Genomic DNA, 362 nt, shown 5'->3' on the forward strand with positions numbered 1-362 from the left:
TAACGGCCGCGGTTAAGGCAAGTTGCGAATGAGAACTTGGATTTGTCAGCTAAGCCTTTAAATTATTAAAATCTAAAATATAACTTTTTACTGGTTCAGCGCAATTTGATTTAACCGCTGTTACCTACTGGAGTGCGAAAAAAAGCACTTTATTAAAATTTGCCATTATTAATCGTGAATATTTTTCAGCGCCAGGGAAAGAATTTTTCCTTTGAAAACCATTAATACGAACTGAAAAACTGCACTTCCCGTTGAGTTAATTTCCACGTTGTAAAGCAGAATTTTTATAAAAATCAAAAAAGAAATAGTAATGAGAATTTTAAAAATTTCAGCGCACTCTTGTTGGTAACGGCCGCGGTTAA

1 protein-coding gene is annotated in these 362 nt (G+C 34.0%); it reads right to left on the bottom strand.

What is annotated here, in order from left to right:
* Nucleotides 1–168 precede the first annotated feature (168 nt).
* The coding region (locus tag RM553_RS19635; protein ID WP_311536656.1) for a hypothetical protein at nucleotides 169–362 on the bottom strand (194 nt) is incomplete at its 5' end.

Source organism: Autumnicola tepida (assembly GCF_031846485.1).
GTDB classification, from domain to species: domain Bacteria; phylum Bacteroidota; class Bacteroidia; order Flavobacteriales; family Flavobacteriaceae; genus Autumnicola; species Autumnicola tepida.